General features: G+C 43.7%; 18 protein-coding genes and 2 tRNA genes. 14 read left to right on the forward strand and 6 right to left on the reverse strand.

Translation table 11 applies throughout. From position 1 onward, the window contains the following. Window positions 1–510 precede the first annotated feature (510 nt). Window positions 511–948 (reverse strand): MCR_0457 family protein, encoded by a 438-nt coding sequence (locus tag JMX82_RS04030; RefSeq protein ID WP_045444876.1) that lies wholly within the window; start codon window positions 946–948, stop codon window positions 511–513. Between the two features lie 628 nt (window positions 949–1,576). Here JMX82_RS04030 and surE point away from each other — a divergent pair. From surE to modB, 4 genes are all read left to right on the forward strand, one after another. Further along, the gene (surE, locus tag JMX82_RS04035) at window positions 1,577–2,389 is read left to right on the forward strand and encodes a 5'/3'-nucleotidase SurE (RefSeq protein WP_201539571.1); all 813 of its coding nucleotides are present in this window, start codon (window positions 1,577–1,579) and stop codon (window positions 2,387–2,389) included. A 256-nt stretch (window positions 2,390–2,645) separates the two neighbouring features. Then, a complete protein-coding gene (locus JMX82_RS04040) occupies window positions 2,646–3,440 on the forward strand; it encodes a M23 family metallopeptidase (RefSeq protein WP_201539572.1) in 795 nt (264 codons plus the stop codon). Between the two features lie 139 nt (window positions 3,441–3,579). Continuing rightward, window positions 3,580–4,884 (forward strand): lytic murein transglycosylase, encoded by a 1,305-nt coding sequence (locus JMX82_RS04045; protein WP_201539623.1) that lies wholly within the window; start codon window positions 3,580–3,582, stop codon window positions 4,882–4,884. Window positions 4,885–5,270: 386 nt separating this feature from the next. Beyond that, window positions 5,271–5,972: a molybdate ABC transporter permease subunit gene (gene modB, locus JMX82_RS04050; RefSeq protein ID WP_201539573.1), complete on the forward strand. Its 702-nt coding sequence runs from the start codon at window positions 5,271–5,273 to the stop codon at window positions 5,970–5,972. Between the two features lie 46 nt (window positions 5,973–6,018). On the opposite strand, the gene JMX82_RS04055 is transcribed toward modB, so the two are convergent. The 4 genes from JMX82_RS04055 to JMX82_RS04070 form a co-directional block, all read right to left on the reverse strand. Further along, a complete protein-coding gene (locus JMX82_RS04055) occupies window positions 6,019–7,023 on the reverse strand; it encodes a D-cysteine desulfhydrase family protein (RefSeq protein WP_201539574.1) in 1,005 nt (334 codons plus the stop codon). Between the two features lie 298 nt (window positions 7,024–7,321). Then, window positions 7,322–8,125 (reverse strand): DUF5020 family protein, encoded by an 804-nt coding sequence (locus JMX82_RS04060; protein WP_227676300.1) that lies wholly within the window; start codon window positions 8,123–8,125, stop codon window positions 7,322–7,324. Between the two features lie 584 nt (window positions 8,126–8,709). Continuing rightward, window positions 8,710–8,786: transfer RNA gene (locus JMX82_RS04065), tRNA-Asp, on the reverse strand. A gap of 65 nt (window positions 8,787–8,851) precedes the next feature. After that, window positions 8,852–8,927, reverse strand: a tRNA-Val gene (locus JMX82_RS04070). A gap of 296 nt (window positions 8,928–9,223) precedes the next feature. On the opposite strand from JMX82_RS04070, the gene JMX82_RS04075 reads away from it, so the two are divergent. The 7 genes from JMX82_RS04075 to JMX82_RS04105 all read left to right on the forward strand — a co-directional run bounded on the left by JMX82_RS04075 (window position 9,224) and on the right by JMX82_RS04105 (window position 19,664). Then, entirely contained in the window at window positions 9,224–10,861 is a 1,638-nt protein-coding gene (locus JMX82_RS04075) for a cardiolipin synthase (RefSeq protein WP_201539575.1), read from the forward strand. Between the two features lie 104 nt (window positions 10,862–10,965). Continuing rightward, a complete protein-coding gene (locus JMX82_RS04080) occupies window positions 10,966–12,423 on the forward strand; it encodes a tetratricopeptide repeat protein (protein WP_201539576.1) in 1,458 nt (485 codons plus the stop codon). 177 nt (window positions 12,424–12,600) lie between these two features. Beyond that, window positions 12,601–14,199, forward strand: a complete 1,599-nt coding sequence (locus tag JMX82_RS04085; protein ID WP_201539577.1) for a 3-deoxy-D-manno-octulosonic acid transferase — start codon at window positions 12,601–12,603, stop codon at window positions 14,197–14,199. Continuing rightward, entirely contained in the window at window positions 14,196–14,921 is a 726-nt protein-coding gene (locus JMX82_RS04090; RefSeq protein WP_201539578.1) for a 16S rRNA (uracil(1498)-N(3))-methyltransferase, read from the forward strand. The genes JMX82_RS04085 and JMX82_RS04090 overlap by 4 nt, the downstream gene beginning before the upstream one ends. Before the next feature lie 291 nt (window positions 14,922–15,212). Beyond that, window positions 15,213–16,337 carry an extracellular solute-binding protein gene (locus JMX82_RS04095; protein WP_201539579.1) on the forward strand — a complete coding sequence of 375 codons (1,125 nt, stop codon included), beginning with the start codon at window positions 15,213–15,215 and terminating at the stop codon, window positions 16,335–16,337. 173 nt (window positions 16,338–16,510) lie between these two features. After that, window positions 16,511–18,217, forward strand: coding sequence for an ABC transporter permease (locus JMX82_RS04100; RefSeq protein ID WP_201539580.1), 1,707 nt, complete (start codon window positions 16,511–16,513; stop codon window positions 18,215–18,217). Between the two features lie 106 nt (window positions 18,218–18,323). Next, complete coding sequence (locus tag JMX82_RS04105; RefSeq protein ID WP_201539581.1) at window positions 18,324–19,664, forward strand: ABC transporter ATP-binding protein; 1,341 nt, start codon at window positions 18,324–18,326, stop codon at window positions 19,662–19,664. A gap of 165 nt (window positions 19,665–19,829) precedes the next feature. On the opposite strand, the gene JMX82_RS04110 is transcribed toward JMX82_RS04105, so the two are convergent. Then, window positions 19,830–20,702 carry a methyltransferase domain-containing protein gene (locus tag JMX82_RS04110; RefSeq protein WP_201539582.1) on the reverse strand — a complete coding sequence of 291 codons (873 nt, stop codon included), beginning with the start codon at window positions 20,700–20,702 and terminating at the stop codon, window positions 19,830–19,832. Window positions 20,703–21,024: 322 nt separating this feature from the next. On the opposite strand from JMX82_RS04110, the gene JMX82_RS04115 reads away from it, so the two are divergent. From JMX82_RS04115 to gyrA, 3 genes are all read left to right on the forward strand, one after another. Next, window positions 21,025–22,722, forward strand: a complete 1,698-nt coding sequence (locus JMX82_RS04115; protein WP_201539583.1) for an alpha/beta hydrolase family protein — start codon at window positions 21,025–21,027, stop codon at window positions 22,720–22,722. Between the two features lie 105 nt (window positions 22,723–22,827). Beyond that, window positions 22,828–23,007 (forward strand): hypothetical protein, encoded by a 180-nt coding sequence (locus tag JMX82_RS04120; protein WP_087814632.1) that lies wholly within the window; start codon window positions 22,828–22,830, stop codon window positions 23,005–23,007. 305 nt (window positions 23,008–23,312) lie between these two features. Next, window positions 23,313–26,132 carry a DNA gyrase subunit A gene (gyrA, locus tag JMX82_RS04125; protein ID WP_201539584.1) on the forward strand — a complete coding sequence of 940 codons (2,820 nt, stop codon included), beginning with the start codon at window positions 23,313–23,315 and terminating at the stop codon, window positions 26,130–26,132. Window positions 26,133–26,177: the final 45 nt, after the last annotated feature.

A 26,177-nucleotide genomic window follows, 5' to 3' on the forward strand; every position in this document is an offset into this window, starting at 1 on the left:
ATCATTTTAAGTAGCCTGTCTTAAACATTCTGTTTAAAAACAATGTATTAATAAGAGTGGTGATGGCTGAGCGACAGACATAAAATTAACGCCTTATCTTAGCAAAATGCCAACCGATGGGGAATCGATAAATGCAAAAAAAGACCCGATTAAAAAGAAAGAGTAGTAAGAAGTAAACGTTTGCTCAGACTAGGACCGCCACAGTGCCTTGAATAGAAATAATTCGACTGTCATAAAAAAGCTTACGGTCATCCTGTTGGTATAAACAGAATTAACGTAAGCTTTTTTGTTACTCATAAGCCTGATGAACAAGCTTATAAGTTTTCGCTAAATAGCCCATAATCAGCGTTCCAAGACGGATAATGCCATGATTTATTGTCATTAATTATAGCTGACTTTATCAATTTAGAATCAATGCTGGGGCATAGCTATTGTAGGGGAGACGATAGGATGTCTGATAAGTAAGCCAATTATAATGTTGTAATTGTTGTGCTTAATTATGATGATCAACTACTGGTATTCAGCATTCGCCAAATCTTCGCATAGAGCTTTGTTGTCTTGTTTAGAGAAGCCCATTGTCCAGCTACGAATGCCTTGTAATATCTGGCGATAATCTTGCTGAGTGGATAGATATTGAATCGCTGCTTTTGGATCTTCTAAAGACGGCATCAACTCGTGAAGCTGCACGTTATAAGATTTATAAAAGCGCTGTTTTTGTTTGCCATTGAGCATCGGTGGACATATCTCTGATAGCACTTGCATGACCGCAATTTCATGCTTAGTAACATTGATGCCAGACATATCTAGAGGTATAGTTGTAGCAGAATTATTCGCCGCAAAGGATGCTTGAGACAGCATGGCAACAGACGTTACCAGTCCTGCAAGACTAATTTTGGACGCCGTCTTTGCTATCACAGAAGCTATAGATAATATCGATTGATTTTTCATGCAGTATTACACTCGCTTATCTTTAATTAATGGTGATATGTTAATGGGTAAAAAAACAAAAGTCACATAAAATATTGATTTATGTGTAGATATCTTGTGAGCCAAAGCTCTTTTTGAGCAACATATCAGCAGCATAGACTCATAAGTTACGACAGCATAAAAATATAAGTTTGTATTGTTGTAAGGTGTTGCCTATTGTAACGTCACGCCAAGTTTTTTGCTGTTGTTCATGCAGATATCATAGAGATAAAAATATAAATTGGATAAATTCTGCGCAAAGACTGGGTTCGTGTCAGCGTATTATTAGGGTATAATCGCCCAAAATTATGGTGGCATCCGCGTTTTGCTGTATCAATTTTTTCATATCCATGCTGTGATATAAACACAGTGTCATTTTACTTTGATAGCGGTATGGCTTTTTTAACTTTGATAGTAAATTCAGCTACCATTTGACGCTCGCTAAATGCTGTTTATAAATACTATTTATGCAGAAAAAGCCAATGTAGGTGTCAGCATCAACAGTATGATCAAACAATCTAACCACCATTTTCGGGTCTGATTATAGCAATTTTATGCGGCTAAAGTTCATAAGTGGACAGGCGGTCATTAATGAGTATATTGAGTGAAAATGAAATTTTTAATTAGTAATGATGATGGGGTTTATGCACCAGGGTTATTGGCATTATATCAAGGCCTGTCTGCTATTGCAGAGGTGGTAGTGGTTGCGCCAAACAGTGAGCAAAGTGGCTGCGCGAGTGCTTTGAGCCTATCGATGCCATTATATACTCATCAATTGGATTCTGGTTTTATAGCGGTAAATGGTTCGCCTGCGGACTGTGTACATTTGGCATTGCATGAGTTGTATCCTGATACGCGTTTTGATTGTGTGATTACTGGTATCAATTCTGGCGCCAATCTTGGTCAAGACGTTTTATTTTCGGGTACCTTTGGTGCTGCATTAACCGCACAGCTCTTTGGAATACCTGCCATTGCGACCTCCCTAGTGGGCGGCGGCGTCAAAGGAGAAAAGCAAGAGCAGACCAGTCATTATCAAATGGCGGCAGCTGAAATTGTTAAATTATTGATAGAAACACCGATATTAGATGCTTGCAAAAATTTGCCCTATCATGTATTAAACGTTAATATTCCTGATGTGGATAGTGCCGATGATATCAAAGGTCGGAAAGTAACGGCGTTAGGGCACCGTCAGATTGCGCGTCCTGTACATCATGTGGTCGATCCACGCGGGCGTGATGCTTATTGGTTGTCGCTACGTAAACGCCCACATGAGTTGCCATTAGAAACTGAAGATTTGCAGTCCTCCACAACAGATATGACGGATGATCAAGCGGTAGCGGCGGGTTATATCAGTTTATCACCAGTGCGCCTGCATCATACGCCAGCAGACACGCTTAAAACGCTGTCGGCGTTAATGCTATAAATTTACGCTGCCAAAATGCGTCAAACAGCTGGTCAATATCCTGATATTATCTGCACTATTTTTCTTATTTGGCTGCCATTTATCTCATTTTTATCACCATTTTCAAAATGAGGACACGCCTTAAAAAATGGTTTACTATCGAGTGATTGATAATGGTATTTGCCAAATACTAAATACTAAACGGTATAAAAGTTAGCAAAATGCTTGTGAGTAACACAAGGAGTTTGTGAGTAACATAAAGAATAGGAAATCTTGTATGAAGAAGCTTATTGCTGGATCGCGCTTTGCAACAGTGGCATTGATAGGTACTTTAACAGCAGCAACGTTAACGATGGTGGGCTGTGCAACCAAGCCTACTTACCAATCAGCCAACCAAGCGGGACCTAAGATTATTACCAATGCACAAGGCGTTCCTAACTACCATCGCGTACAGCGTGGCGATACGGTCAGCCAGATTGCTGAGCGCTATCGTCTCAGTTACCGTCAAATCGGTTCGCTCAATGGTTTGGACAGCAAGTATACGATTTATAGTGGTCAATGGCTTAAGCTGTGGCAAGGTACGCCAGCCGATAACAATCGTTATAACGCCCCTACAACGACACAGCCAACGTACACACCACCTGTAACGAGCGTGCCTAATAGTAGCTCACAAAGCCCTGTATACGAAGTGACGGCTAACGCAACGTCAGGCTATGAATATCCAAGTCGCAATCAAGTGACCCGTAACTTTGATGCGGCAGCGGGTACGATGGGTATGTGGTTTGCTGGTAATATCGGTGATCCAGTACTTGCTAGCCAATCTGGCACGGTACTGTACTCGGGCGATGGTCTGCCAGAGTATGGCAATCTTATTATGATTCGTCATAGTGATAATTACATCACCGCTTATGCGCATAATAGTCAGCTACTGGTCAAAGAAGGCGATGCTGTACAGCGCGGTCAGCGCATTGCAAACATGGGTAACAGTGGCCAAACCAATCAGGTCGGCTTAGAGTTCCAAGTGCGCTTAAATGGCAATCCTATTGATCCACGTGCGGTACTGGGGCGTTAAACGTGATGCCAAGTTGTGACTGATTTGGCAAGTTTAGTGGCTTTATTCAGAGTGCTTGAATTTCAGAGTGTTTGAATAAAGCCACCTTAACTAAATCGGTTTATTTGAGTCGCTTTACTTATTCATACTTGAGAATTTTATAATGTTAAAAAAACAATATCTTGCCCTGTTTCCTGCGCTAGTGATGGTTGGGTGTACCAGCCAACAGGCGATGCAAAAACCTAGCAAGCCTGTACGTCAAGGCAACGTTCAGATTACCCAAACTCAAACCATTCAAGTGAAGCCAGCACCGAAGCCTGTCATCAAGCCGCAGCCAGTGGCAAAGCCAAGCTATAACAGCTTCTCTGATTGGAAGTCGGATTTTTCTATGCGGGCGATTTCATCAGGCCATGATGCAGCGACGGTGCGTCGTCTACTTGATACCGCTTATTTAAACCAGCAAGTCATCTCACTTGACTCAGGACAGCCAGAGTTTTCTAAGATGCCATGGGAATATGTCGATTCTGCCGTATCTGATGGGCGTGTGAGTACTGGTAAGCGTAAGTTTGCCGAGCAACGGGCATTTTTGTCGCAATTAGAATCGCAGTACGGCGTCAATGCAGAAATAATCGCTGCCATTTGGGGCATGGAGTCGTCATACGGCGTGGTGACGGGTAATAGCAGCATACCAAGCTCACTTGCGAGTCTGGCTTATGATGGTCGTCGCCAAGAGTTTGCCGAAACTCAGTTGTTGTCATTAGCGACGCTATTGCAGCGCGGTGATTTGTCTTGGTCGCAGCTGGATGGTTCTTGGGCAGGCGGCATGGGACAGACGCAGTTTATCCCTGATACTTGGCTGAAGCACGGAGTGGATGGCGATGGTAATGGTCACCGTAATCCGTGGGCAACGGGCGATGCACTGGCGTCCACCGCTAACTATTTGAGCAACTCAGGTTGGGTTCGAGGTCTAGCGCCATTTTACGAAGCGACCATTCCTGCTTCATTCGATTACTCCATGGTTGGTAGTAAGCAGCCTGCCGCGAGATGGGCGGCGATGGGTGTTGATACGATAGCTGATGTTTATTTGGATGCCAATACCGAAATGGAGCTGTGGCTACCAGCTGGCAAGGATGGTCCAGTGTTGCTACTCAGCCCAAACTTTGATGTGATCAAGGTTTATAATAACTCATCGAGCTATGCGCTAGGTGTTAGCTTATTGGGTAAAGCGCTTGCTGGGCAAGGCGGATTACAGAAATCATGGCCGCGTTATGAGCGTCCATTATCCACAGCTCAAGTACGAAATTTACAGCAGCGTTTGACCAACTCAGGCTATGACACCAAAGGCGCTGACGGTATCGTGGGTACCAATACTCGGTTGGCGTTCCAGCGCTGGCAAGCAGACAATGGTCAGACTCCAGACGGCTTTATTACTCAGCGTAGTGCGTCATCGTTAGCTTCGTGGTGAAGCAGGTTGATAGAACTTTTTTTGACTCGTATTGATTCTAATATTAGCGTGTTAAAAGAAATTTTTTAACCATCATTTTTGACGGTAATAGTTAATACGATGAGCTTAGTGAATAAAATAAAAAAGCACCTTATTAGGGTGCTTTTTTATTTTACGCTATGATTATTTTTCAACAGACCATAATCTTGTCAGGTTTTAATAAATAATATCGACACAGGAAGACTGATACTATGACTGATAAACGCTACACTGTTTGTTTATCAATGTGCTTTACTTATCAACGCGCTATTTATAAGAGCTGACATTATATTTGTCTGTTCAATCTTTTAATATTAGATACAATAGATCCTTTATCCTCATAACGAATGGCAACGAGCAGTGACATTATGATAGACCAGTCTCTTATGTCCGATATGCTTAGTCCGTTTTGGGTAAGTATTAAGCTTGCTGGTGTCACTACCATTTGTTTATTACTGTTTGCAACGCCTGTGGCTTATTGGCTCGCTAAGCCTAGCCATAGGCAAGTTGTGGCACGTCTTAAAGTCTTGCTTATGGGCATCATTGCCATGCCATTGGTTTTGCCGCCTACCGTCATCGGCTTTTATCTTTTATTACTGTTAAGCCCTAGTGTCGGTATTGGTAAATGGCTTAGCGAACATCATATCAGCCCCTTGATATTTACCTTTGAAGGTCTTGTCATTGGTTCGATTATTTACTCCTTGCCTTTTTATATTCAGCCTGTCTACGCCCAATTTTTACGTATTCCACAAAGCGTGATGGAAGTGGCACATTTATTGGAGCCAAGCCGTTTCAAACGGTTTCTCAGAGTCGCTCTGCCACAAGCGCGTGTCGGTATTGTGCTCGGCAGCTTAATAAGTTTTGCCCATACTATTGGTGAGTTTGGCGTGGTTTTGATGATAGGGGGTAGTATATCCGATGAGACTAAAGTGGTCTCGATTGCGATATATGAGCAAGTAGAGGCGCTAAATTACGAGGCAGCGCACATGATGTCTGGGATTCTCGTCATCATGGGAGTGGTTATGGTGGCGTTGATTGCTAGTGTGAGCCGGCTGAATCAACGCTCATAAGATTGCAGTTAATACCTATAGCTTGAGTTAATGCGTCAAAATTTATTTATCCATTTCTTTTCATCATATCTAAGACACTTGAGTAGGCAAATAAAGCTGGTGCACCGCCCGTATGCCAAAATAAGACACGATCGGTTTTCTTGATTTTGCCAGACCGAATCATATCTATGAGTCCGCCCATCGCACGACCCGTATAGACAGGATCTAAAAGTATGCCTTCTGTTTGAGCTGTCATCTCAATGGCTTCATTTTCTAATGTACCAACCACGCCATAACCTTCGCCCACATAATCAGAGTTGAGTATTAAATCGGTTTCTGAAAACTGATGATCGGCACCAAGAAGGAAGGCCGTGCTATTGGCAAGCGCGACGGTATACTGATCAAAAGGCACTTTGTCTGTTTCGCCTTTATCGATATTGATACCTACGATTTGGGCGGGCGAGTTGAGTATTTTTTTGCCAAGCATCAAACCGGCTTGTGTTGCCCCAGAGCTAGAAGCAAAAACGATATGAGTAAATGATAGGTCCATGCTTTCACGTTGCGATTCTAACTCTTTAAAAGCTTCTACAAACGCTAAAGCACCCAGCTCATTGGAGCCGCCATAGGGTATGACATATGGTTTCTGACCTTGTTTTGTTAATTGCTCAACGATTTTAGGAATATCTTCTCCTTTACGATTGGCGCCTGCCCAATGGATGTGTGATCCAAAAATTTTGTCTAATAAAAGATTGCCACTTGTTTGTTCGGGTTCTTCTCCACCCAATACTAAATGGCATTCAAGTCCCAAGCTTGCCGCCGCGGCAGCAGTTTGGCGACAATGGTTTGATTGTGCGGCACCTGCCGTAATCACGCAATCAGCACCTTGAGCAATGGCGTCACCCATAATAAATTCAAGCTTACGGGTTTTGTTGCCACCCAATGCCAGTCCCGTGTTGTCATCTCGTTTCATAAAAATAGTAGGGCCATCAAGCGCTTTACTCAATCTGCTAAGCGCTATCAATGGAGTGGGGAAGAAGCCCAATGATTGTCTGGGTATGTGGTTACATTCCATATTTTGTCCCTTTTATAATAAAAAAATGCTGAATAAGTTTGAAACATAGCCATTGATAAAGTCAATTAAAGATGATTATTTAGCGGGTATAAATAGCCAATAATTATACGTCGTAACAGCCTTATAAAACGTATGAATGCGTATCCAGCTTGAGAATCAGTGGAATCCTAAGGGTTAATTTATCAAATATAAAACAAATAGTCCTCATGCAAAATTGACAAGTTGCATGAGGACTATTTGTTTTATTGAGAAAGAGTTGAGAGCTGTTTTAGAACTATTCGTCAAACCAATTAGACGGTTAAAAATGAAACTTCACTAGAGCGCTAGGCACATTTTGAGTTGTATCACTGCCATACTTATTTTTCCAGTAACTATATTCCATACCGACCTCTAAGCGATTATCAATGCCTAATAGTGGTTGTAAGTTATACTTTATTTGCGGATTGATATGTAGTTGGTTTTTTAAGTCATCATTGTTAAAAGAGTAGTCTACATAACCATCGACCACAAAATTGTTTTTCTCCCAACCGTAAGTTAAGGTGATTTGCTGGTCATCATCAGTATTATCATTGAAGACATGATATAGGGAAGCGGAGGCGTACTTCATACCTGAAATAGGGACATTCAAATCTGCCCCTAGTCCTATCATATAGTTGTCTTGGCTAAAGCCTTTGCTGTTCGAGCCAAACTCATATTGCCCCGCTAGATTGAGCTGTTTGATAAAGCTATCATCGAAAGTTGTGAGCTTAAGCTTGGGCGCAAACTCACCATAGGTTTCTTTAAATCTATTGTTTTCAATATCATTTGCGCCTTGATGACGATCGACGAAGAAAAATACGCCGCCCCAACTATGGGTAGATGCGTGCTCCAGAGTGATGGTCGTCAATTCTCCGTCTTCTACCAGCTCATAGTCATTACCATACAGTACAGAAAGACTGGTATCGGTGAAAAGCACCTTTGCATGGCTGCTGCTCATCGTACCCAAGGCAACGATCGCGGCTAAAGCCGTGGTTAATGAGCTACTAAAAAACAGTTTTTTCTGAATATTGGTTCTACATAATTGGCTAGCCAGTGGCAGGTTTGCAAATAAGTGATAACGCACAGTAATATTCCTTTATATAGAGTGGGTCATCCTAGCAGGCTGGGTATATGACAAAAGCGCGTTTTAACTTCCTGTCAAAACGGGTCAATGCTGCTAAGGATAAAGCGCGGTCAATTTTTGATAGCAATCTAAAATAATGAAGATAAATGCTATCAATATAAGTATTGTCAAAAGTATAAAAAATGCTCTGTTGGCTATGTTATCCGCAATAATTCTTAACACTTTGAAACAGTTAAACATGTTTTATAATGAGTGACAACCATAAGCTGGCTCAAAATAATGGTCTATCAAGCCTTCTAAGTATTTGATATTACCTAAGTTTATGATTTTGTTAAATTAACTGACTAAATGGTCAGCTTTGTTATTTTTGTAAACAAGGAGATATGTTGAAGTAGTTGGTAGGCTAAACCACTAGTAATAATTATTACGATTCAGAGTAGTGAAAAGAGCTGGTAGGGTGGTTGAGGACAACTGATATGAGAGGGAAGTGAATAGAGGTATGGTAAAATTAATAGACACAAAAAAACCTCAAGTAAACTAATACTTGAGGTTGAAACTTTTGTATTAAAACTAAGTTTTAAATATGGCGCAGCGGACGGGACTCGAACCCGCGACCCCCGGCGTGACAGGCCGGTATTCTAACCAACTGAACTACCGCTGCTTAGGTCGTACTTAGTTTATTTAACCACTTAGCCTACTACTTGAGAGTAACGCTATACTAAATAGTGGTGGGTGATGACGGATTCGAACCGCCGACATTCTGCGTGTAAGGCAGACGCTCTACCAACTGAGCTAATCACCCTTCGAACAATTGCTATACAATTTATTCAACATCAACTGAGCTCTAAGTTTGTCACTAAGCTCTGCTGCTGTGGGTGTGTATTATATAGATTTACACATGGCTGTCAAACAGTTTTTTAACTATTTTGAAAAATAATTGAAAATACTGTCTGAAAGTTATTATTAATAGTAGTCTGAGGCACGTGTTTACTAAGGTTGCTGCCTAAAAACTTATTATGGTTAGTCATTGTTTGATGGTCAAAAACTACTATACTATTGAGGGTGTTTTACGACTCATGCTTTATTTTATGTTGATTGTTGGAGGCGGGCATAGAAAATTCCACTATTGAACAAACTTTTACGACCTGGTCTTGGGGAGACTTCGCAGGCTTGGGTCTGGTATTGCATATTGTTCTCATGATAGTAATGACGCTACGTGTTGTGTCAGTGCAGCGCAATATCGGTGTGTCTATTGCTTGGATTGCTGTGCTCTATACCTTGCCTCTTTTTGGTTTTATCGCTTATATACTATTGGGTGAGCCGATGATAGGGCGGCGCTATCGTCAACGGGTAGACCAAGCAAGCTTATTGATGGATGATATGGCACGGCGTGAGAATTTGGTTTTTGATCAGGGACAAGAGCTGCTGCCAGCCAACTATCGAGGTGTCAGTCAAATAGGCACGCGTTGGACGGGGCTGGGCGTGTTTCCTAATCACAATATGCAGCTATTGACGGATCCTCATACTATTTTTCAGAGATTAATCGAAGATATCAATGCCGCTCAGAGTATTATCCTGATGGAGTTTTATATTGTTTATCCTAAAGGACAAGTACTAGAGGTGATAGAGGCGTTGTCAGCAGCAGCGCAGCGTGGCATTGAGTGTCATATCTTGGCCGATAGCGTGGGCAGCTTTAGTTTTTTTAATAGTAGCGCGCATCGTACTTTAGAAAAAGCAGGTGTTTTTGTCCATCAGTCACTACCAGTGGGTTTATTTAAAACACTATTTAAGCGCTCTGACTTACGTAATCATCGTAAGATTATCGTGATTGATGAGCACATTGGCTATATCGGTAGCTTTAACTTGGTCGATCCAAGATTTTTTAAACAAAATAAAAACGTTGGACAGTGGATCGATGTGGCGATACGCACGACCAGTCAACACTCTATTAGTATTACGACCGCTATGGCGATCGTGGTGGCCACGGATATTGGTGCGGAAAACAACGACAATTTAGACGCGCTCAATCAGCGAGTAAATGGCTATACTCGTAAACTATATGTGATGAACCCAACCATTAATGATTTAAACAGTCGGGTAAAGGTATTGGCTGGTGAGATCGACTATTATAAGCAGCCAAATATTGGCTCGACATCGATTGTGATACCGAAGATGCCGATGGTAGAAGGGGTGCTGGCGCAGCTGATACCCTCCGCACCGCAAGTGACAGCCCATGTGATTTACAATACATTGGTGACCGTTATTCATCGCGCCAATAAACGCATTCGCATTACCACACCGTACTTTGTACCTGACGAGGCGCTCTCGGGAGCATTAACAATCGCTGCTAAACGCGGGGTTGAGGTGACGCTGATTGTCCCTGAAAAGGTGGATTCGTTTCTTGTACAGCATGCGTCACAAGCCTATTATCAAGAGCTGCTCGAGGCAGGCGTGACGATTGCCTTGTTTAAGGGTGGTTTGTTGCATACCAAAACAGTGGTTATCGATGATGATTATTGTTTATTTGGCACTGTAAACATCGATATGCGCAGTTTTTATCTAAATATGGAAGTGAGCTTGGCCATTTATACACCAGAGATGGTCGCTCAAGTGGCTGATTGTCAAGAAGTCTACTTACAAAGTTGCCGTTTTCTGAGTTTAGAGCAGTGGCAACAGCGCCATGGTGCAGAGCGTTTATTTGATAATGTGGTACGCTTATTTAGTCCTTTATTGTAGCATTTTCAATTTTAGGGTAAGGTAAACGACTGATGTCAGTTTAGTGCCATGATGACCTTATTTTTATTACTATTAATTTATCCCGATAAAGGATGCGCTTGTCTATGTATGCATCGTCTGCATCACCTCTAACGCCCTTTGACTATATTGCAGCAGGCTATTGGCAAGACTTTTTAGCGGATCGTCCTATCGCTGGTGGCATTGCTTACGAAAGTGAGCTTCGTGATTGTATATTAGATGAGTCATTGACCAGCTTACAGCGAGTCGATACGCTGCTGTCGCACATACGCCGTGAGATGGTTAAAACTGGTCGATGGCATGAAGAGACATTATTGCTCGATGAACGCTATCGTAACTTTATGGTATTTTTGGCGTTTTATGCAGGGCACGTATTGGCACAGCAATGGCAAAATGCGCCGCATTGGTATGGACAGTTTGAGCTACATAAGCGCTATCCTGAACTGGCACTGACGACCGATGATTTTTATCAACACATGGCGGTTGTCTATTGTCAGTCGGCTGATGCTAATAGCGTTACGTCATTGTTTTTTGCACTAGAGCCGATAGGATTGCGGTTATTTGGTCATATTGATCGGCCGTTTGAGGCGGTACAAGGCGGTCAAGTGGCGAGTGGTCTGTATCAAGCGGTTAGCGCAAGGTTGCCACATGCGCACGACAATCACGTTACTAATTCGATTACACCAGCCATTAATATCAGCACACCAGATACAAGCGCTAGTCTAGAGCGCATTAAAACGGTTGATAGTCAGGAACCGTTAGAAAAAGAAGGGTTGAGTCATACGACACATGATGCGCCAAAATCTCAGAATCTGTCTCAGCAAGAGAGCCAAACTAAGCCTGTGCTGTCTAAATCAGAAACAGTGCTACCTCATACAACCTCAGAAAATACGGTATTAGAGCAGCCACTACCATCGTTAGTGCCTTCTCCTCAAGAATTGCCAACGCCCGCGATTTTTACGCAACTACTCGTAGAGCTGGATAACATAGAGGTCATTCAAACGGCTGGCAATAGCGAATATCAGCAAGCCCATAAAGTGCTGGAGCAGTTAGAACAGCATATTGCCAAGCAAAGTCAGCCACGCGCGCAAATGCGCTTTTCAGAGAGTCATTTGGCGGCAAAACAGCAAGCGTTATTAAAATTACAGGAAGCAGCGCAGGCAGGTAATAGTGCTGCCATGCTACATTTGGCAATGTATGAGTTGCTAGGTGAAGGATTAACGGTTGATAAGGGTGCTGCTACAGCGTCAGGGATTGAATGGGTTAAGCAGGCAGCCAGCAAAAATGACAGTCGTGCGCAGCGCCTACTAAGCAAAATGTATTACCAAGGGGTCGGCGTGGCGCAAGATATAGACACTGGCAAATATTGGCTAGAGCAAGCAGCGGAGAATGGACACGTGGAAGCGGCGAGCGTAGTAGGGCAATGGCAACAGGCGCAAGCGCTGATAACGACGCAAAAACAAGAGCAACATAGCATGAAGCGCTATCAGTTGTTGTTCGCCACTATACTCGTAGTGGCAATATTGATCCTAATTATTGTCTAAAATATTTTATGGCAACACGCTGTAAAGCGTATTGTTAATCGCTAAATTCAGGTAGAATTGGCGCATTTTTTACCGTCACCTTACTATAGTCAATTCACTATAAAAGAGGTGAATGCCGTCACTCTTTTATAGTGAATTGACTATATTATTTAAGCCATTACTAATCTGGGCAACTTTATGCCATCTTCTCCTATATCCTCTGATTGTGCTTTAGAAGCGACTGACCCAGTATCGTTGCCCAGCCGCACTGTTTATACTGCGCCTTTGTATTATCAGTGCGCCATTGGCTTACTTAAGCCGCTATATCGACTGCAAGTTTGGCAACGCTCACACAACCGCGACAACTATCAACAAGAAGTGGCGCAGCGTTTTGGCAAACAATATCCGCCGCGACCAGTGGCTAAAGTGAATAATGCGCAAACCGATAAAGGCGTTATTTGGTGTCATGCGGTGTCATTGGGCGAGACCAATACCGTCGCGCCATTATTAGATACATTATTGGCTGATGGCTATCAAATATGGTTAACCAATACCACGCAGACAGGTTTTGCTCGCGGTGCCAGCCGTTTCGCCGATGATATTGCTCAAGGTCGGATGAGCCATAGCTACGTACCTGTCGACAGCCCAACTGTGATTGAGGCTTTTTTGGCGCATGTAAAGCCCATCGCTGCTCTGTTTGTCGAAACAGAACTATGGGCAAATATCCTAACCAAATTATCCGAACACCATATTCCCAGTATCTTGGTCAATGGTCGGCTGTCAGCGTCTTCTTTTAAAAGTTATCAAAAAATTGCTGCGGTCAGTGCCAGTATGATGAAAAATCTGACTTTGATTATCGCTCAAGACAGCGACTCTGCTAAACGCTTTCGACAATTGGGTGCGAATAGCGCGCAAATTCGTGTAGCAGGTTCACTCAAATGGGTGATTAATACGCCTCAAATTAAAGATAAAGCGGCTGATATAGAAGCTAATATAGAAGCTAATTATACAGAAAATCCTAGCGTACCAAACCAATATTCTGAATCGGTCCAAGAGTCTACATTAGCAAAAGAGATGAATATCGCTGGTCGACCGATTTGGATTGCCGCAAGTACCCATAGTGGCGAAGAAGAGACGGCATTGTCACTGCATCAACAGCTATTGTCTCATCCCGCGCTCGCTGATGCGCTGCTTATCATTGTACCTAGACATCCTGAACGTTTTGATGAAGTAGCAGCGCTCATTCAAGCGTCCGACTTAACAATGGCACGGCGTAGTGCAGAAGATAGCATTCATGTAGACACACAAGTCTATCTGGCTGATAGCATGGGTGAGCTGATGGCGTGGTATAAGTTGGCAGATGTGGCACTGGTCGGCGGCTCATTAGTGGATGTCGGTGGGCACAATCCCGTTGAGCCAGCGAGTGTGGCAACGCCTGTACTCATGGGGCGCTATACGCAGTCTTGCCAAAGCGTGGTGGATAAATTGGCGGAGGTCGGCGCGTTATATCAGCCAAACAATGTTTTCTATCGTCCCGTTACTGTTAGTGCGGCTACTACTAATGATGATACAAATCAACAATCCTCTCGTAAGAAGCCTGCCGCTAAAGAAGATGTAGCGCTCATTTATCAGCAGCTAGTGTCTTGGCTCAGTGATCTTGAGGTAGCGGCACAAGCAGGGCAAGCTGGCGCGCGAATGACGAGACAACAGCAAGCCGTATTGACCCGCCAATTTACCATGATTAAAGAGGTTGTCGAGCAGCATGCTATTCAACAACCAAGCCAAGAGCTGCTATGAATTGTTTATTATTACCCATTGAAAACTTCTCTTCGGATGCGGCATATTTTGCTAAATTATCACAAATAAATCACGTCAATAAAGTGCTAACAGCAAAAGTTGGTGATACGCTGAAAATCGGTCAAATGGGCGGTCATTTGGGCACTGCTGTGATTGAGAGCATCCGCTCTGATGCGATTCAGTTGCGTGATATTCAGCTCACCACTGCGCCGCCACCAAAGCTAGATTTGACCGTTGTATTGGCACTACCGCGTCCTAAAGTGCTACGCCGCTTAATCATGGATATGACCGCGCTTGGGGTGCGCGATATCATCTTAATCAATAGCTATCGCACGCAAAAAAGCTATTGGCAAAGTCCGATGCTTGAGCGCCTTGATGAGTTTGTATTAGAAGGGCTGCAACAAGGGGTTGATACCATAGCGCCTCGTATCACTTTACAAAAACGCTTTAAGCCATTCGTGGAAGATGAGCTGGCAGGTTTGGTAACCAATCGAGCCATCGTGGCGCACCCGTATAGTGAGCTATCCTTTAAACAGTATCTACAACAGCCGCCATCGCTAGGATTGCCAAGTCTGGTTTGTATCGGTAGCGAGGGCGGCTGGATTGATTATGAAATAACACTGCTTGCCACTCAAGGTTGCGCGGCAGTCACTATAGGCTCGCGTATCCTGCGTACAGAAGCCGCCGTCAATGTGATTTTAGGTCAATGGTTGCTGTCGTGAATCAGCAGATCATTGAAAGATAATTAAGACATGCCATCACTTAGGAAATCTATATATTGCTCCATGAAGATCTATAAATTTATCACTTAGAAAGTGACAGTTGAGCCAAATTATCCATGCATTTCTGAGTTAAACAAATGTATTGATAATTAATCTCATTTCTATTAGTATGTTGTTTCAAAGATTATCGCGTGATTGAGCCTTACTGTTAGAGGTCTTTAGCGCCGTCTTATCTTATTGTCATCTTGTCTATTTATCTCACCTTTTCGTAGCATCATTATGGGGAAAACCATGTCATTGAATGCCATTAGCGCTAACCTAACTTCTACTAAGCTTATCTTGCCTGTTGCCGTATTTGGCATGATGTTGGGACTGGCTGGTTGTAGCAATCCATCTACAACAGAAGAGAGCGTGGAGGCGGAGACATCAGCGGCGGCTACTGAGCAACCAGCTGCTAATGATGGTGCTACGAGTGAAGGTGGTCAAACGATTACTATTTATTCTTCGCGAAATGAGCAGCTGATTAAGCCATTGCTAGACCGTTATACTGAACAGACAGGTGTGAAGATTGAGCTGGTCACAGATAGTACAGGTCCGCTCATGGCGCGTTTGCAAGCTGAAGGTCAGAACACGCCAGCTGACATGCTGCTCACGGTTGATGCCGGCAACTTATGGCAAGCGGCTCAGCAAGGCTTATTGCAACCAGTATCCTCTACTGTGTTAGAGGCCAACGTTCCTGCCAAATATCGTGATCCAAAAGGTCAGTGGACAGGGCTATCATTGCGTGCTCGTACGATCTTTTATGACCCAAGTAAAGTCAGTGCCGACCAATTGTCTACTTATGCAGATTTAGCTGATCCGAAGTGGAAAGGCAAGTTATGCCTACGTACCTCTAAAAAGGTCTATAACCAGTCACTTGTGGCCAGTATGATGGAGCATTTGGGCGAAGAGAAAACCGAAGAAATCGTCCGTGGTTGGGTCGCTAACTTAGCGACTGACGTGTTCAGCGATGATACCAGTATGCTAGAAGCCATCGCTGCTGGTCAGTGTGAAGTGGGCATTGCCAACAGTTACTACTACGGTCGTCTGCTCGATGAAAAACCTAACTTCCCTGTGAAAATATTTTGGGCAAACCAAGGCACGACTGGTACACACGTAAATATTTCAGGTGCTGGTGTGGTCGCAGGTTCAGACAATCCAGAGGGTACGCTTAAACTGATAGAGTGGTTGTCTTCTGATGAGGCGCAAGGTCTTTATGCCAGCTCAGACAAAGAATTCCCAGTAAAAGTAGGGGTTGATGAGTCAGAAATGCTCAGATCATGGGGTGAATTCAAAAAAGACGATATCAATGTGCAAAAGTTTGGTGAGCTACAAACCCAAGCCATTCAGTTGATGGACAAAGCAGGCTATAAATAAGGTATTGACAGTCATACCATTCTCAAAAATGACAATGCTTATCAAGCACGAGTATCAATCTTGATAGGCTAAATGATAGTGTTTATGTTCAAAGCAGACAGTGTTTTTAGCCGTATTTTTGAGTTTGGTATAATGTTATAAGGTCTTTATGCGTATGACACGGTAATAATGATATGATCAAAACGCCAGACGCGTCTGTACGTCAAAACGATACAGTCAATGATAGTGCTAATGCCAACAATATGGATAACCATAATATTGATGGCAAGCAGACTGTCAGCCAAGACCACGCCGTCCGTAAACGTATTATCTCAAAATCAGTCTTAGGACTGATTTCGTCGTTTATGCTTTTGCCAATTTTGATTGTGTTGCTATCTTGGACGCAGCCAATTGCTGATATCTGGACGCACATGGCAGATTATGTGCTGCCGCAAGTGCTTAAAAATACCGCGATTTTATTGCTGATGGTAACGGTCGTGTCTGGCACTATTGGCACCGCGCTTGCTTGGGTAACCAGTATGTACCGCTTCCCTGGACAGCGGTTTTTTTCGTGGGCGCTGATGTTACCGCTGGCGATACCCGCTTATGTATTAGCATTTGTCACCATTGGTATTGTTGATTTTAGTGGACCATTACAGACAGGTTTGCGCGACCTAGGCTTTGATGCAGCGATTCCTTCGATCCGTAATGTCTGGGGAGCAGGTTTGGTATTGTCCCTAGCATTTTATCCCTACGTCTATTTGCTGGCGCGTCAAGCATTCTTATCGCAAGGCAGGCGCGCGATTGAAGCGGGACAAATGCTGGGCTTAAGCCGTAGCCGCGTGTTTTTTCGGTTGGCATTACCACAAGCATTGCCATGGATTATTGGCGGACTATTGCTTGCCAGTATGGAAACCTTGGCAGACTTTGGTGCCGTATCAGTCTTTAATGTTGATACCTTTACCACGGCTATTTACAAAGCATGGTTTGGCTTCTTTAGTTTGACCACTGCGGCACAATTGGCGGCTTTGCTCATCGGTGTGATCTTTATTGTGGTATTGTTTGAGCAGTATTGGCAAACCAAGCGCGGCAATAATGTGACTCAAGGCAGCAGTCAGCGTTTTGATGCCAGCACGCCTGCGAAATTGGGCATGACATTGCTGTGTACCTTGGTGTTTGCTGGCGCTTTTTTAATCCCATTTTTGCAGCTCATCTACTGGACGGCATTGAATTTTCGCCAAGATTTTGATGCGCGCTATATTGATTTTGTGACCAATAGCCTCATGATTGCTAGCATGACCACGATTTTTATTGCCTTTTTGGCGATTATCATTGCGTGGATTAAGCGGCAGTATCCTGATAAATTGACCAAGCTCATGACTACTTTGGCAAATTTGGGTTATGTGGTGCCGGGTACAGTATTGGCAGTGGGCATATTTATCCCAATTGCTTGGCTAGACAACCAAATGATTGCCTTTGGGATTACCACGCAGCAAGTACTATCAGGCAGTGTGATTGTGATGCTATTGGCATTATCGACGCGTTTTATGACGGTGAGTTTTCAGCCAGTTGATCGACAGCTACAGCGACTAACGGTCAATCAAGAAGCGGCTGCTAAATTATTGAGTGACAGTCCTTATCAGCGCTGGCGGCAAGTGATGTTGCCTGTCATTAGTCCAGGAATATTGACTGGACTATTGATGGGGTTTGTTGAAGTCATGAAAGAGATGCCGATTACGTTAATGACGCGTCGCCAAGGCTGGGATACACTGGCGGTGCGGGTGTTTGAGATGACCAGCGAAGGCATGTGGGGACGAGCTGCGTTGCCTAGTTTATTGATTGTGCTGGTTGGGCTGTTGCCTGTTTGGATATTATTGCGTCAAAGCGATAAGCAAGGTTAAGGTGTTTTTAGAGTCAATCTGCATTATCCGATAACGCTCCACTTTATGATTGTTTTCACTGTTTTATCTATGGGTTTTATTTATTAATAGCTAACTGGTACCGTCTATGTACACTGATTCAATGAAAGGCTCAGCAGACTCTAAATCAATTAATGCCAAGGCAATAAAGGCCAAGGCAAGGCTGGAGCATATAAAAAAATTACCAGTTGCTCAAGTTAAGACGCCGCCCGCCCAGCCTAGTAAGTCTTTAGAAAAAAGCAGTGCTTTTAGCCAAGATGTTGAGACAAATACGGCTACTAGTCCTTATTTTAGTGTGCAAGATTTAATCGTCGGTTATGACGATACGATTATCGTCAATGGTTTGTCATTGGAATTGAAGCAAGGCGAGATTGGTTGCTTTTTGGGTTATAGCGGCTGCGGCAAGACCACGGCACTAAGAGCGATTGCAGGGTTGGAACAAAGCCGGGATGGTACGGTTCTCTTAAACAATCAATGTCTTACTGATAAAACTGACCGCAACTCATATGCAGTCGCACCCGCCAAACGCGGTATGGGCATGGTGTTTCAGGACTATGCGTTATTTGGGCATTTGAGCGTGGCAAAAAACATCGCTTTTGGTCTGAATAAATGGTCGGCCGCTGACAAAAAAGCCCGTGTCGCTGAGATGCTAGAGCTGGTTGAATTGTCTGAGCATGCTGACAAACGTCCAAATGAGCTGTCAGGTGGCCAACAGCAGCGGGTGGCATTAGCCCGTGCATTAGCGCCTAAGCCAAAACTATTACTACTTGATGAGCCGTTTTCTAATCTAGATGTGGTGCTACGTGAATCATTGGCAATGAATGTTCGTGATATTCTTAAACGCACCAATACCACGGCAATACTGGTCACTCATGATCAAAACGAAGCTTTTGCACTGGCTGATAAAGTGGGAGTGATGCATAAAGGTAAACTGGTACAGTGGGCAACCCCAAGCGAGCTATATCATGAGCCAATCAGTCCTTTTGTCGCTGAGTTTGTCGGCGAAGGTGCGATGATAGATGGCATCATCAAAGAAGGCCATGTTGAGACGGCATTAGGCGATATCTATCGACGTATGGAAGTATGCGATGAGTCAGGGTATCCACAGTATTGCGAGTATGATTATCCTAACGGCACACCGATTAAGGTGCTGGTGCGCCCTGATGATATCATTCATGACGATGAGAGCACACAAACCGCTTTAGTCGTTGGACGCGTATTTCGCGGTGCCAACTATTTATATCGCTTGCAACTTGACGACGGGCAAACGGTACTGTCTTTAGTCGCCAGTCACCATAATCACGAGATTGGATCGCAGATTGGTATTTTACCTATCCTAGAGCATGTCGTGGTATTTGATGAAAAAGACATCAATGCGACGACTTGGTCAGAGTATGATAGGTCAGAGAGAGTTGATGAGACAGAGTAGTCTTCATAGTCGAAGCATGTCGCAGCATTTATAAGTGATTAGGGAATTAACCTCGCGACATGCACACAGTATGCTATTGACGCTTGGCTGCCTTGTATCTACTTTAAACTGCGGCGACTATATTAATTCATGTTTACGTCAAACAACAGGTGCTTGCACTTAAGCTTATCGTGTCGCCAATATGTGCAAATAACGTCCCAACCATTTATACGGCTCTAATTGCGAGTAGCGCAGCTCCATGCGTATCACGGCCTCTGGGTCATTGTGTCCACCACGCTTAAGCGGGGTATAATCATGGAATACGCGCAGACCGCTGGTGCGTATGGTCTGATAATGATGCGCAGTCAACCAAGATTCGACTTCTTCTTTGGCAACAGGATGGTTGGGCGTGAGGCTTTTTTTGTTGTCCGCCTTATATTCTGTATTATCGAGTAAGTTAAAATTCCCCATGATCAGATTGCGATAATCAAAGCTTGCTGGGTTATAAAAGCATAAAGATAGCGCACCATTATCCGCTAATTGCTGATCAAAAAAGTCCATAACGCCAGCGGGCTCTGCCAACCATTCAAGCAGCGCATGACACATGATTAAATCAAACTTTTCACTATTTTCTGTACCCAACTTTTCTGGCAGCTCCTGATAAGGGCAAACGTACCATGTGATATCGAGATTTTCGTCTATCTGCGCGGCACTCGCTTTCGCTTTTTCTAGCATATTAGCTGAGATATCATTGATGACCAATGTATGACCTTGAGCTGCAAGCTCTATTGCAATCTGTGCCAGCCCTGCACCCACATCCAAAATACGTAAAGGTCGCCCAAGGCTTTCACTCATTTGCGCGCTATATTCAAAGATATCACGGCGTAGCACCGCCAATCGAATATCGCCTTTTAAGCCACCGTAGACCTTTTTTTCAAAATGATCCGCAATCGCCTCGAAGCTACGATCGGCACGTATATCGCCTGATGCGTCGATTGGTTGTGTCAGATCAACCGATTGGTTGTCATGTTCTTTGGTACTTTCATTATTGGTTTGCATAAAGCGCTATCTGTATTAGGGTGGTATTTTGGAACATCGTACAACAAAGACAAAATCTAAGCTAGGTTTGACAATAATACTAATTTTACCATAGCGTCAAAGATGCCATTAAATACCTGTTTTCCAGTAGCTTTTCACAATATTTTACGGTATAAGTAGTAAGGTTTAAGAAACAATTATTGAGTAAGTTTTATTGAAAATATTTGATACTTCACTGTATTCGATAAAAACCAATCGATAAAAAGAGTCTGCCATACTGAATTTTTTTATTGTCAAGGACTCTCAGCAAACGTCTGATCTACCACCGCTAAGGACAGCAACCATGATCGTATCTAAATCTACTACCGCTGTAAATAACAAATCATCTAGCAGTACCCATCAATCAGTATCCATTACGACGAGCAAGCCTGTGATGCTGCGCTGCCTATTATCCGTCGCTATTGCCAGTAGCTTGCTACTCGTCGGTTGTGGCGATGACAATGACTTTGATGCTGTCATAGGCTCTGACTCTGCGACGTCAGTTAAATCAATCAGCTCATTTAACACCGCGCAAATAAATACCCAGTTTGGTCTTGATGGTACGGCAACCCCTGATGCCAAATGCGATATCAAAATCGAAAAAGTCAGCTATCCGACAGTAGGAGCCGCGGGTGAGCGTACCAACGCGACAGCAGCTTTGATGCTACCAAGTGGCGACAGTGCTGACTGTCAAGGCGATCGACCTATCTTGCTGTATGCCCATGGTACAACTACGGACAAAGGCTACGATTTTAGTCAAGTCGCTAATCCTCAAAATCCAGCCGCTGGTGAGTCGACATTAATCGCTGCCAACTTTGCCGCTCAAGGCTACATCGTCGTTGCACCAAACTATGCTGGTTACGATGAGTCTGATCTTGATTACCATCCATACCTTGTGGCTGAACAACAAGCCACTGACATGGCTGATGCGTTAGACAGTGCCCGTACCATCATTGCAAGACAACAGCGCGCTAATGATCCTGACTACACCAACCTTGATGACTCTGGTAAGTTATTCATCAGTGGTTACTCACAGGGCGGGCATGTGGCGATGGCAACTGCAAGAATGTTCGAGAAAAATGATGAGCCTGTCACTGCCATTGCACCTTTATCAGGGCCTTATGCACTGGCAGCGTTCGGTGATGCAATATTTTCGGGTAACGTCAATATCGGCGCATCGCGTTTTGCACCGCTACTGGCATCTGGTCTCCAAAATGCGTATGGCAATGTCTATAACAATACTGCTGATATATTCACTGCCAATTATGCAAACACACAATTACCAAGTTTATTGAGCTTTGGTGAGTTGGTCGCTGCTAATAAACTGCCCGATAATGCGCTGTTTGAAAAAGATCCTGAAAACAATCCTACGCTTGATCTTCTACCAGCGCCTACCGTTCCCTTTGCCTCTATTGGCTTCGCGGATGATAACTATCTGATCAAAACAGACTTCCGTACCGCTTATGTCGCAGATGCATTACAGAACCCTGATAGCCTAATCGCGATGACAGGAGCATTACCAGCAGCCAATCCACAAAACAACTTACGAAAAGCCTTAAAAGCCAATGATCTACGTGGGTATGTACCAAAAATGCCAACTCTGTTATGTGGTGGCAATCAAGATCCAACGGTTTTTTATGACCTAAATACCAGTTCAATGGCCGCTATTATTCAAGGGAGTGTCGCACAAAATCCAGCCCTTACCCTTACCGTTAACGTGACAGTATTAGATGTTGATGCGACGACAGCTAATGATCGTCCTAATACTCCTAATGTTCAACTTATTGGACAGGCGTCCATGAACCAATGGAATATTAATTCTGTGGTAACAAGTGTTCAAAGTAACTTTGTTCAAAATCTTCAACGCGTAGTAGCTGCAGGAGCACAGCAAGGCATACCTGCAAGCGTTGCTGTATTGGGCAACTATCACGGCGGTCTGGTCAGTACGGCTTGTACGCAAGCCACACGTGAGTTCTTTAATCAGGAATTTAAACCTGCTTAATAGAGGTCATTTTAACCATAAAAAATAGCCTGACTATCGAAAAAACTGTATCCACTGGATACAGTTTTTTCATGAATATCATTTAATCATCAATAAGAGAAAAATATGAAATCGATAATATTATCACTAATTGCCTGTGTCTTTATCATAGCTCCGATCAGTCAAGCACAGGCTAAGAATACACCTTGTTCGGGCAAAATGGGCGGCGTATCTCACTGCTCAAAAGATGGTAAATTTGTTTGCAAAAATGGCAAAATCAGTCAATCAAAACAAGTATGTCGTTAAAGTTGTTTTTACCCTTGTTATTAGAGTGAAAAAAACCGCTAATCAGCTGTTTTGCTTAATTTTAATAACAGCCAGACGCCCCTAAATCAGCAAATTTGTGCTAAAATAGCTTCTTTAATTGAACATTATTTTTAACAAAAACCGTATCACTATTTTCCTATTGTTTTGCACCTTTGACAGTGCTTTTTTAGGGTCACTATTCTGATAGTAGCTGCGCATTGATGCAGCTATATTTTTGTATAACCCATGAGTATCTTGAACAAACGTGTCAACATTAGAAAAACAATGTGAGTGAAGGAGTGTATATGAGCGAATCGGTCAGTCCTATTGGCATCGTAGAGGAACTAAAGCAATCCTATCTGGATTATGCGATGAGCGTGATTGTCTCGCGTGCGCTGCCTGATGTGCGTGATGGGTTCAAACCTGTACACCGCCGTGTGATGTACGCCATGCACGTGCTATCTAACGACTATAATAAGCCATATAAGAAGTCTGCACGTGTCGTCGGCGATGTCATTGGTAAATATCACCCACATGGCGATAGTGCGGTCTATGATGCTATTGTGCGGATGGCGCAGGATTTTAGTTTGCGTTATCCGATGGTTGACGGTCAAGGTAACTTTGGTTCGATCGATGATGATCCTCCGGCTGCCATGCGTTATACCGAAGTACGTATGACCAAGCTTACGCATCAGATGCTTGCTGATTTAGACAAAGACACAGTTGATTGGGAAGACAACTACGATGGTTCTGAGCGTATGCCTAGCGTCATGCCCGCGCGTGTTCCAAACTTACTAATTAATGGTGCGACTGGTATTGCTGTTGGTATGGCGACTAATATGGCACCGCACAACCTGACAGAAGTGATTAATGCTTGTTTGGCTTATGCCGAAAACCCGCAAGTATCAGCTGAAGAGTTGATGTCACACATCTCAGGTCCTGACTTTCCTACAGGCGGTATCATTTATGGTCGCGCTGGTATTTTAGATGCTTATCGCACGGGTAAAGGTCGTTTGCACATCCGTGGTCGCTATCATATTGAAGCCATGAGTGATACGGGTGTCAACCGCGATCGTGAGCGTATTGTCTTTACCGAAGTACCTTATCAATCTAATAAAGCCAAAATGATTGAGCGTATCGCAGAACTCGTACGTGATAAAAAGATTGAAGGTATTAGCGAGATTCGTGATGAATCTGACAAAGATGGTATGCGTATCGCCATTGATTTGCGTCGTGGTGAGACAGCTGAAGTTATCGTTAATAACTTGTTCTTGCAAACGCCGCTCGAATCAAGCTTTAGTATCAATATGGTGGCGCTTGATAATGGTCAGCCGAAATTACTGACTTTGCGTCAGCTGATTGCCGCCTTTGTACGTCATCGCCAAGAAGTGGTGACACGCCGTACGATTTATGAGTTAAACAAAGCACGCGTACGTGGTCATTTGCTCGAAGGTTTGACTGTTGCGTTAGCCAATATCGACGAGATTATTGCAACAATTAAAGCCTCTGCAAACCGCGGTTTGGCACGTGAAAGCTTATTAAATAATACGTGGGGTTCAGGTAGCGTGGTGGCGATGCTTACCGCTGCTGGTAGTCAATCTGTGCGTCCTGACTATATCGAAGGCGAAGATCCTAAAGCACCATTTGGCTTGATTGAGGGCGAAGAACGTTATCGCTTATCACTTGAGCAGGTCAACGCAATTTTAGATATGCAATTGCATCGTCTAACGGGTCTTGAGCAAGACAAGTTGACCGAAGAATATCAGGATTTGCTACGTGAAATCGCTCATTTAGAGTCTATTCTTGGTGATTTTGATAAGCTAATGACCATTATATCCAATGAGATGATTGAGATTCGTGATAACTTTGGTGATGAGCGCCGTACCGATATTATTGACTCACGTACTGACTTTAACCGTGAAGATTTGATTCCTGAACAGACGGTTGTCATGACGGTCTCGCGTACTGGTTATGCAAAAACTCAGCCGATTGATGATTATGTCGCGCAAAAACGTGGCGGTAAGGGCAAGTCTGCAACGGCAATGAAAGAAGATGATGTGATTGATCATTTGGTGGTGACCTCAACGCACGCTACCGTATTATGCTTCACGGATAGCGGTCGTGTCTTTAGCTTACGTGGTTTTGAAGTGCCGATTGCCAGTCGCGGTGCTCGTGGTCGTCCATTAGTGAATTTAATTGGCTTAAATCCTGATGAAACGGTCACTACGATACTACCGATTCCAAAAATAGTGGAAGAGCTATCGGTAAAAGGTGAAGCGTTAACAGAGGCTCTAATAGATGGGGATGATGATCTATTAGACGACAGCACGCAAGCAGAGCCACCTTTTGTGTTCTTTGCAACTGCCAATGGTACGGTGAAGCGGGTAGAGCTTAAGCAGTTTGCCAATATTCGCTCGAACGGCTTGATTGCGGTTGGACTAGAAGAGGGCGATAAGCTGGTCAGTGCTCGTATCACTAATGGTAGCCAAGAAGTGATGTTGTTTGCATCCAGTGGTAAAGCCATTCGTTTTGATGAAAATGATGCGCGTGTGATGGGTCGTACGGCTAAAGGTGTCCGTGGTATGCGTTTGGCGGCTAATGAGTCGATAAAATCATTGGTTGTGATCGAAGATGATGTACGCGAAATCCTTATTGCTTGTGAAAACGGCTTTGGTAAACGTACCTTTATCGATGAGTTCAATACCCAAAATCGTGGCGGCGGCGGTGTAATTGCCATCAAAACCAGTGAGCGTAATGGTGCGCTAGTAAGAGCCACTAAGGTTGACTCTACAGACGATATTATTTTAATCTCTGACAAAGGTACGTTGGTTCGTACGCCCGTTGAGCATGTTGCTAGCTCTGGTCGTAATACGCAAGGTGTGACGCTGATTCGTCTATCAAAAGACGAGAAGCTGGTCGCTATGGCGCGTGTTGAGCATGAAGAAGGTGACGATGAGCTGGTTGATGCCATGAGAGAAGATGGTACATTTGATGTGGCAGGTCAAGAGCAGATAGATATTGATGCGGAGACTGGCAACACAGCAACGAATGACGTTATGGATATTGCTACTGACAATGAATTAGATGTTGACAGTACAGACGGTGAAAACGCAGGCGACGAATAAATGTCTCAGTAGTTAGCTTTTTGATCTAGTCTTATATGATTGTTC

The organism is Psychrobacter sp. 1044 (assembly GCF_904846525.1).
In the GTDB taxonomy this organism is placed as follows: Bacteria; Pseudomonadota; Gammaproteobacteria; order Pseudomonadales; family Moraxellaceae; genus Psychrobacter.

Excerpts from the sequence above, each read along its gene's own strand:
- JMX82_RS04115 (WP_201539583.1), top strand. The coding sequence starts at position 21,025 with ATGATCGTATCTAAATCTACTACCGCTGTAAATAACAAATCATCTAGC.
- JMX82_RS04095 (WP_201539579.1), top strand. The coding sequence starts at position 15,213 with ATGTCATTGAATGCCATTAGCGCTAACCTAACTTCTACTAAGCTTATC.
- JMX82_RS04040 (WP_201539572.1), top strand. The coding sequence starts at position 2,646 with ATGAAGAAGCTTATTGCTGGATCGCGCTTTGCAACAGTGGCATTGATA.
- JMX82_RS04110 (WP_201539582.1), bottom strand. The coding sequence starts at position 20,702 with ATGCAAACCAATAATGAAAGTACCAAAGAACATGACAACCAATCGGTT.
- JMX82_RS04055 (WP_201539574.1), bottom strand. The coding sequence starts at position 7,023 with ATGGAATGTAACCACATACCCAGACAATCATTGGGCTTCTTCCCCACT.
- modB (WP_201539573.1), top strand. The coding sequence starts at position 5,271 with ATGATAGACCAGTCTCTTATGTCCGATATGCTTAGTCCGTTTTGGGTA.
- JMX82_RS04105 (WP_201539581.1), top strand. The coding sequence starts at position 18,324 with ATGTACACTGATTCAATGAAAGGCTCAGCAGACTCTAAATCAATTAAT.
- JMX82_RS04030 (WP_045444876.1), bottom strand. The coding sequence starts at position 948 with ATGAAAAATCAATCGATATTATCTATAGCTTCTGTGATAGCAAAGACG.
- JMX82_RS04120 (WP_087814632.1), top strand. The coding sequence starts at position 22,828 with ATGAAATCGATAATATTATCACTAATTGCCTGTGTCTTTATCATAGCT.
- surE (WP_201539571.1), top strand. The coding sequence starts at position 1,577 with ATGAAATTTTTAATTAGTAATGATGATGGGGTTTATGCACCAGGGTTA.
- JMX82_RS04090 (WP_201539578.1), top strand. The coding sequence starts at position 14,196 with ATGAATTGTTTATTATTACCCATTGAAAACTTCTCTTCGGATGCGGCA.
- JMX82_RS04100 (WP_201539580.1), top strand. The coding sequence starts at position 16,511 with ATGATCAAAACGCCAGACGCGTCTGTACGTCAAAACGATACAGTCAAT.
- JMX82_RS04080 (WP_201539576.1), top strand. The coding sequence starts at position 10,966 with ATGTATGCATCGTCTGCATCACCTCTAACGCCCTTTGACTATATTGCA.
- JMX82_RS04085 (WP_201539577.1), top strand. The coding sequence starts at position 12,601 with ATGCCATCTTCTCCTATATCCTCTGATTGTGCTTTAGAAGCGACTGAC.
- gyrA (WP_201539584.1), top strand. The coding sequence starts at position 23,313 with ATGAGCGAATCGGTCAGTCCTATTGGCATCGTAGAGGAACTAAAGCAA.